We start from the raw sequence: 7,905 nt of genomic DNA on the forward strand, positions 1-7,905 counted from the left end.
CTGAGGCATGTGCATTAGCGGCCTGACCTGTGCAGATTCCGGTGGGTCAATACATCGACGGCTACGTGGAGAAGCCCGCGCGCGTGTCCAGCACCTGCCTGGTGTCGGTGGCGCGCAACCGCTACTCGGTGCCGTGTGAGCTGGCCGGCCAGATGGTCAGCACACGGCTGTATCCGAGCAGTGTGGTTGTTGTCGCCGATGATGTGGTGGTTGCTCGCCACGAGCGCCTGAGCAATGCGGGTGACACCCGCTACGACTGGCAGCACTACATTCCGCTGGTGCAGCGCAAGCCCGGCGCCTTGAGGAACGGCGCCCCCTTCGCAGACATGCCCGAGCCGCTGCAGCAGTTGCGCCGGGGCCTGCTGCGCCAGGCCGGCGGCGACCGCTTGATGGCCCAGGTGCTGGCCATCGTGCCCATGGCAGGCCTGGATGCCGTGCTCGTGGCGGTGGAGTTAGCCATGGAGAGCCGCCCGCCCTCGGGACGTGTCAGCGTGGAGCACGTCGTGAACGTGCTGGGCCGGCTCAACGCTCCATCAGCAGCGCCGCTGAGTGCCCAGACGGCGCTGCAGGTGGCCACGCCGCCGCTGGCCAACACGGCGCGTTACGACAGCCTGCGCGGCCAGGAGGTGGACCATGCGTGACGTTACTGTTGAGCTCAAGGCGTTGCGCCTGCACGGCATGGCCGGGGCGTGGTTCGATCTCCAGGAGCAGGGACCCGCATCGGGCCTGGATGCTGCCCGCTGGTTGGTCGAACACCTGTTGCAGGCCGAGACAACGGATCGTGCGATGCGCTCGGTGCAGTACCAGATGACCTCAGCGCGCTTCCCTGTGCATCGGGATCTCGCCGGCTTCGACTTCGAGGCCTCGGTGGTGGACAAGAAACTGATCCACCAACTCGCGACGCTGGAGTTCACCGAGGCCGCGCACAACACCGTACTGGTCGGAGGGCCGGGCACGGGCAAGACTCATCTGGCCACGGCCCTGGGAGTCTCGGGCATCACGCGCCATGGCAAGCGTGTTCGGTTCTTCTCGACGGTCGATCTGGTCAACGCGCTGGAGCAGGAGAAGGCCAAGGCCGGGCGCATTGCCAGTGCGCTGTTGCGCATGGATCTGGTGATCCTGGACGAGCTGGGCTACCTGCCATTCAGTCAGACCGGCGGCGCGCTGCTGTTCCATCTGCTGTCCAAACTGTACGAGCACACCAGCGTCGTGATCACCACCAACCTGGACTTCGCCGAGTGGTCCACCGTGTTCGGCGACGCAAAGATGACCACCGCCTTACTCGACCGGCTCACGCATCACTGCCACATTGTTGAGACGGGCAACGAGAGCCATCGCTTCCTACACAGCAGTGCGACAGCGAAGAAGCGCATCAAGGCCAGGGAGCAGGCCCGCAAGAGCGGCAGCAAGAGCGATGCACCAGACATCGCTGACTGACACATGCCGCATCTGGGACAAGGCGCTGCGGGCTTCGCCCTGTGCGCCCTATGAGTCCAATTCAAAGAACTCAAAAGGAGGTCAATAAGCAACGCAGGGCATACACTTATCCACAGCCGACCATCGCTGCGTCGGCTTCCACCCCTGGCTCACGATTCAAGCGGCACGGTGGCTCACTTTTACTTCGGCGCCGACATACAAGGGTGAGGACTGGGGGATAGCCCTTATGAACTATGCCATAGGGAAGCAGACATTTCCTGTAGGGCACTCGCGCGCGGGACAGGAGAGACCACTTATCGAGTTTGCTCGGATGTTGATCCGGACCCAAAGAGTGGGCTTTAGGCGCTCTCTGGAATGTGAAAAGGTGAATGCAGTCACGGGACATCTGCAACGTCGGCAGTAAGACGGCTCACGTCAGGCGATCCACACGCGGTGCTTAATCTCGTCAATAGTGATTAAATGACGGGTTCGAGAGGTACTCCGACTGACTGCTTGAGATGTGCGTCTCAGACTTACTACCTGCATCAATTCGGTGCATTGCAGTTCATTCGTCCGAGTGTCACATCATCACACAGGTGCATGGCTATCCCCAGTTGGCAATGTATCGGAGACCATGCCAGATCAATGCAACAAGCTACTTCTGCGATAGGAAACTAGGGCATGGAACGGCAGAGCCGTAGTGCCGTCACGAAATCATCGAAAGCCCCTTCTTTGGAGCCAAGGAATCTGACATCGAGGCCAGTCGAGGTACTGAGGTTCATTTGCGAGTACGCGCACAGCGGAATTTGCTTGTTGTTCTTAAAGCGGCGATCAGGGCTGCCGTTTCGATTGACGTACCGCCAAGTATGGCCAATGACTCTTGCGTCGGGCGGGACCGTTTCGTCCTCAACGTACGTCACTGCCTGGCATACCACCTCAACCGACGAGTAGCTGATTGAGCCCACCTTTCCGTCTTTGAAGACAAGGATACGATCAGGGTACAGTGCCAAGGTCGTCTTCTCCGCCATCAGGATTGGAACGGAAATATTGGCTGCAACACCCGGCACGTCTCCCAGACGAGCAGTAGCTGAGCCAAACTTTATCCCATGGCCTGCGCCAGCCGAGTACTTAGGATCCGCGTATCGAGAAGTGGTCATGATGGCCTTGAGCTTTTGAGGTGATGAGGCTGTCGTGAACGCGTTTGTCAGATTCTCGAATAGAGCAGTGATTGGGGCATCAGGTTCATAAAAGAGCACCGTGAGCTTCCGGAGTCGGTCGCGTTGGTAGCACCAGTAGGTAGCGCCCGCTATGAGCAGTAAACCAAGCCACCACGCGCCCGAAGGCCAAGTTGGGAAGTTGTTGCGTAGGACCACCAGCAGGAATAGCAGTCCGAATAACATGAACGGCCAAACTGAAATCTTAGAGCGTTGCTCGTTAATGGACTGCACCAAGTCGTCGCTACTTGCGCCGACGAGCTCCAGAATATCCGTCTCGTGAGCTTCTGAATACAGGACGTTTGGAGGCTGTGGCTCGTTCTGAGGAACCGGCGAGGGGTTCTTCGGAGCCCCAGCGAGATTGTGACGAGAGTTGGCAACTGTCCGAGGCCTGGCTCCAAGGCTTTTACGGTACCGAAAGCCTGCCACACCCCCGCTGATATAGGCACCTCGCGGACCGTTGCCAATGCGCAGGCCGGGTATGCCAGCTGAAACGCCAATCCCCGACCCAGAAAAGTTAAACCGCACGAATCCGACTTTAACGCTTCGCGAAAACGTGAGTCCCATCCCAATCTCCCTTGTTGATTTAATGCATTCAGCTTTGGAGAAGCCTGATTGTGTCAAAGTGTTAATATACATTATGTCAAGGTCTGCAGGGGCTCGCCAAATCAATGATTGAAGTAATCCGACTTCCCTAGACACGTTTGAACCGAGGTCCGGAACTGGGCGTTGCGAAACTTGAAAGGGCAAGGCTATCTAGCGGAATGTGCTCAGCCTTCGCTCAGCAGCGGTGTAGGTCTTCCTCCGATCGTGCCGCTGTATGAGTTCCTTGTTGAGCTACTTGCTCTGGGCAACACAGCGAGATCACCTACTATGTGACCAGTTTGGGTCGACACAACTTGGGGAAGACAAGAGCGATGCCTCGAATCGAGATACATAACCTGCAAACACTCGCCGAGCGGCCGGTAGGAAAGACACACCTCGGTGAGTTGATCCGACGCCTCGTATACGCCACGGTAGCCAAGCAACAGCCTAGCCTTCACTTCCTGGCTGGTGAGAGCAATGGGTACGCAGGATGGGATGGCTGGGTTGAGGTCAACTACGAAGACAACGGTAGTATTCGTCGGCATCGTTCTCTTTGGGAATTGAGCACCGATCGAAACTTCGAAGGCAAGTTCAAGCGCGACTTCAAGTCAGCAGAAACTAAGACGCTTCCGCACGGCTGGTCAAAGTCAGATGTCGTCTACGTGGGCTTGACGATGAGAAGCGTTACTCCAGAGGCGCTTGCGTTTATCAAAGATGAATTTAGTGCGGTAGAGCGGGCCAAGTGGGGGGGTATAGTGCTCTTGGCAGCAGACGATCTGGTGCAATGGATCGAAAAAATACCGTCGGTGGAAGACTGGGCTACCGATGAATTCCAAATCGGATCGGGGCGCTTCGGGCGCTCACTGGAACACTGGTTTTCAGTTTGGTCCAAGCAAACCACACCGCCTGTCACTGAGCAGCTCCTCACGGCCGGACGGGACGTCTCAAGGGTGACGACAGCATTCAGGGCAGAGAACGGATCAGTCTCCACACTTCTCTGTGATTCGACAGAAGAAGCCATTGCATTGATCTACTGCGCCGTCAAGACGCTTTCCGAATCAGATGCTCAGTTGGTACTGGCTAACAGTCTTGTCGTTGAGGAGGATGGCAACGCTGATCGACTGGCGAACCAGCCGCTGTCACAGATGGGATTACCAACGGTGATCTTGGCACCCCCGGCAACTAAGCATCGTAATAGACTCGTTCAAGCTGGCTATCGTGTGTTGGAAGTTCTGGGTCGTGCTAACGATTCTTCCAACGTGATTCGGTTTGAGCGTGCAAGCGTCCAAGACTTCTCTGCCGCACTTGAGAACTCGATGGGCTTCGCCGCGGTTGAGGCAGAAGTCATGGCCCGCAGCGTAGGCAGCAGCGTTTCGATCTGGCACATTCGCAGCCTCTTCAGCAATGCGCAAGAGCCAGCACTTCCAGTCTGGGCAGATGGGCAGCAAACAGATGCGGTAGTTGCGGCAGTTTTCGCCGGGGCCTGGCGCGAAGATTCTGCGCCAGACATGGCGGTCGTTAGCGCGCTCGCTGGCATAGATGAGGCGAAGTTGTCAGGGGCTCTGTCACCATACGCTAATTGCGCAACACCGCTGCTTGAGTTGATCGGGTCGAGTCGCTTCGTTGTAGCACCGACTGCGGCTTTCGAGTTCATTCGGCGAGGCATAACCAGGCATCACATCGCAAGGCTATCGAGCGCGGTGTCCTCGGTGTTCAACGGCATCTCTACCGCTGTTGATGATCGATGGCGAGGAATGTCTCACGCCATGGCGCCACGTAATCCACGAGAAGAAATATCAAATGGACTTCGTGATGGGCTGGCCGAAACCCTGCTTCGCATTGCCGTACTGGGCTCACCATTAGTGAAAAGCGGGGCGTTACAGGGCTACTCGACTGCGCAGAGCTACGTGGATCATCTAATGCGTCAGTTTGATGGGTTGAGCACGGATCCTAGAATCTTGGCTTCTTTGAACAGGCAGTTACCTGTATTGATCGAGGCCGCCCCCAGTCCTTTTCTTGACGCCCTGGACGCCCTGATCCAGGGCGCCCCCGACGGTCTCAGCCTCATGCTGGCCGATGAACCAGGGATCTTCGGTCGATCGTTCCACACGGGTCTCCTCTGGGGCCTTGAGGCATTGGCATGGTCGATAGACCTACTTCCCCGTGTAGCGCATCTTCTGGCGTCACTTGATCGAATCGATCGAGGCGGTCAGATTTCCAATCGGCCGTTCAGAAGCTTGTGTGAGATCTTCCTTCCGTGGCATCCCGGCACCTCGTGTGACCCCAGGACGCGTACTGAAGTGCTTCGTGGCGTTGTAGAGCGTGAGCCTGATGTAGGGTGGAAATTGCTCGTTGCCTTGCTGCCCGGAAAGAAATCAACATCAACGCCAACACACAGGCCCATGTGGAGGAATCTCGGTCAGCTGGATCGCCGAAGTATCAGACGAAGCGAAGTCGTCGAGGCCTATGAACTGACCATAGCGCTGACATTCCAGATTGCCGGCTCTGATCCGAGCAAGCTGGCTGATTTAGTTGAGCAATACCCCAATCTATCTCCTCAACAGAGGGCCGTCCTAGAAGAGGCTCTTCGCAGCGCATCGCGTTCATTTGCTCCCCCAGAGGCATTGCAACGCCTGTGGAGTCGGCTTGACAAGCTCTGTCGCCACCACGCCAGCTTCGCTGACACCGATTGGGCTTTGCCGAAGAGCGACTTGATGCGCATCCAAGCGATCGCAGACGGGTTTTCCCTGGACAACCCTGTGCTAAAGCATCGTTGGCTTTTCGATGAGCAGTTTCCGGACCTCGGCGGCCGTGACGATGATTACGATGAGCGCGCGAGGGAACTGCAAGCACGAAGGCGCGCGGCTCTATTCGATGTACTTACCTCGAAGGGCTGGGACGGAGTTCATCAGCTAGTCTCGACCGTCATATATCGCTATATCGTGGGTAATGAAGTTGGTCAGCTGGAGTGTGACGATTGCGAAGTCCTCGATGCAATGAGCTATTGGCAGGCACTGGAGGTCCCAGAATGGATGGCATTTCGGTCGGCATCATGTTCACGGGTAGCGGTCAGAGGTTCTACTTGGACTTCTCATCTACTAGACTACGCCGATGCGAACGGTTGGTCGCCGACTTCTGTGGCAATGGCCTTGGTTGACTACCCGGATCAAAAACAAACCTACGACACGGTACGCGGGCTTGGTGATGATGTTCGTAGGGAGTATTGGACTCGCCGATTCGGATACCTGCGTGGTGCAAAAGAAGACCTGGAAGCCTTTGGGAGCGCGGTGGGAGAGTTTGTTCAATATGGACGCGCTGCGGACCTCATTGACCAGAATTGGAATGATCTGCCAAAACTGGGGCATGAACGTGTCCTAGAGATTATCGATTCGTTCACTGCCCACCTTCCCGACCAGGAGAAAATGCGGTCACTCGGGTCAATCCAACACGACCTGCAAAGTGTGTTCGACTGGCTTCGTAAACAGCCGACAGTTGATGTCGAAGCACTTGCTCGTCGTGAATACGCTCTTCTCCCCCTACTAACGAGCCGCGGACTTGAGCGCGGAGATTTGGCGTTGCATGAACTACTTAGACAGCAGCCAGATTTTTTCGTCGATGTAGTTTGTGACCTTTACAAGCCTTCCTCAACTGATCGCGAAGTGGCTGATGCAGACATCGAAACCGCAAAGGCGCGTGCGCATGTGGCATTCAAACTACTTGATTCATGGCGAACCCCACCGGGCGTTGAAAATGGCACTGTCAACGTTGAAAAGCTTGAAGCTTGGGTCGATTCAGCCCGCGAGCTACTTAGCGCAAGAGACCGAGCAGAAGTCGGCGAGCAGACAATCGGAAAGCTACTGTATCACCTACCAATTGACCAGAATGACGGCGGGTTCCCACCTTATGCGTTGCGAGTTCTCCTTGAGAGGTGGCGTTCTGAACAGCTAGAGCGTGGACTGGAAATTGAGGCATTCAATTCCCGAGGAATCTATTCAAGAGACATTGATGAGGGCGGTCGACAGGAGCGGGAGCTAGCTAAAAGCTGGCACCAAAATGCTCAGATGGTTGGATCAGGTTGGCCTAGGGCGCAAGCCCTGTGTTTGAGGATTGCAGATTCGTGGACTCGACAGGCGGAGGCGGAGGATCTTGATGCGCAGCGTGACAGGGCTAGGCGATCGCGCTGAAATTTGAGAGGTGATCGAGACGAGAAGGCATTTGAGGAAGGTTTACATACTAAGTGCCGATTTGACACCGAGTGCAGTGGATATCCGTGAACGAACCGGCTGCGTTTCCGTTCTCCTGAGCGACTGCTTCCGCCGAGAGCCGTCGTTGAAGCGCCTGCTGCTACTGTCCGCAACCAGCCTAATGACGACATTGCGACAGCAAAGAAGGTTCTGCAGCGATCGCTGCTCCTCATGGCGGCAGCGCAACCGATCAGCCACCGCCACATAGCGGTCATCCAAGCATCAAGACGAGCCGCTGCCCAGCGGCAGGTTTCTGGTAGGTAGCTGACAGTGCTGCTCTATGGGGTTCACTATCACCACTCATGAATAGGTGCTGCCGACCCGTTGCAGCCCTTCTTCTACACTTCCTGGTGAGGCGCCTTCCCGCCAAAGGCACGGGATGTCCGTATCCGGTATCCGTCCGGCCAATCCATCTTGACCGAGGATGTCTGTCGTAGTTGACGCTA

At 56.6% G+C, this 7,905-nt stretch carries 3 protein-coding genes and 2 pseudogenes; 3 read left to right on the top strand and 2 right to left on the bottom strand.

Annotated features, from left to right (window positions below):
• Window positions 1-53 precede the first annotated feature (53 nt).
• Together ACODRX_RS25645 and istB are read left to right on the top strand one after the other, a co-directional pair.
• Window positions 54-641 (top strand): annotated as a pseudogene (locus ACODRX_RS25645) (Mu transposase domain-containing protein); the annotation flags it as partial.
• Entirely contained in the window at window positions 634-1,437 is an 804-nt protein-coding gene (gene istB, locus ACODRX_RS25650; protein WP_488874379.1) for an IS21-like element helper ATPase IstB, read from the top strand. The pseudogene ACODRX_RS25645 and the gene istB, both read left to right, overlap by 8 nt.
• A 653-nt stretch (window positions 1,438-2,090) precedes the next feature.
• Here the strand turns inward: istB and ACODRX_RS25655 are convergent.
• Both ACODRX_RS25655 and ACODRX_RS25660 read right to left on the bottom strand, forming a co-directional pair.
• On the bottom strand, window positions 2,091-2,867 hold the full coding sequence (locus ACODRX_RS25655) for a hypothetical protein (protein ID WP_488874381.1): 777 nt from the start codon (window positions 2,865-2,867) through the stop codon (window positions 2,091-2,093).
• 183 nt (window positions 2,868-3,050) lie between these two features.
• Window positions 3,051-3,269, bottom strand: a pseudogene (locus ACODRX_RS25660) (DUF4236 domain-containing protein); the annotation flags it as partial.
• Window positions 3,270-3,547: 278 nt separating this feature from the next.
• Between ACODRX_RS25660 and ACODRX_RS25665 the strand changes: the two are divergent.
• Window positions 3,548-7,399, top strand: coding sequence for a hypothetical protein (locus tag ACODRX_RS25665; RefSeq protein ID WP_488874380.1), 3,852 nt, complete (start codon window positions 3,548-3,550; stop codon window positions 7,397-7,399).
• Window positions 7,400-7,905 lie beyond the last annotated feature (506 nt).

It is taken from the genome of Comamonas sp. FG99, from assembly GCF_057808605.1.

Coding starts and splice junctions, on each gene's coding strand:
- istB (WP_488874379.1), top strand. CDS start 634: ATGCGTGACGTTACTGTTGAGCTCAAGGCGTTGCGCCTGCACGGCATG.
- ACODRX_RS25665 (WP_488874380.1), top strand. CDS start 3,548: ATGCCTCGAATCGAGATACATAACCTGCAAACACTCGCCGAGCGGCCG.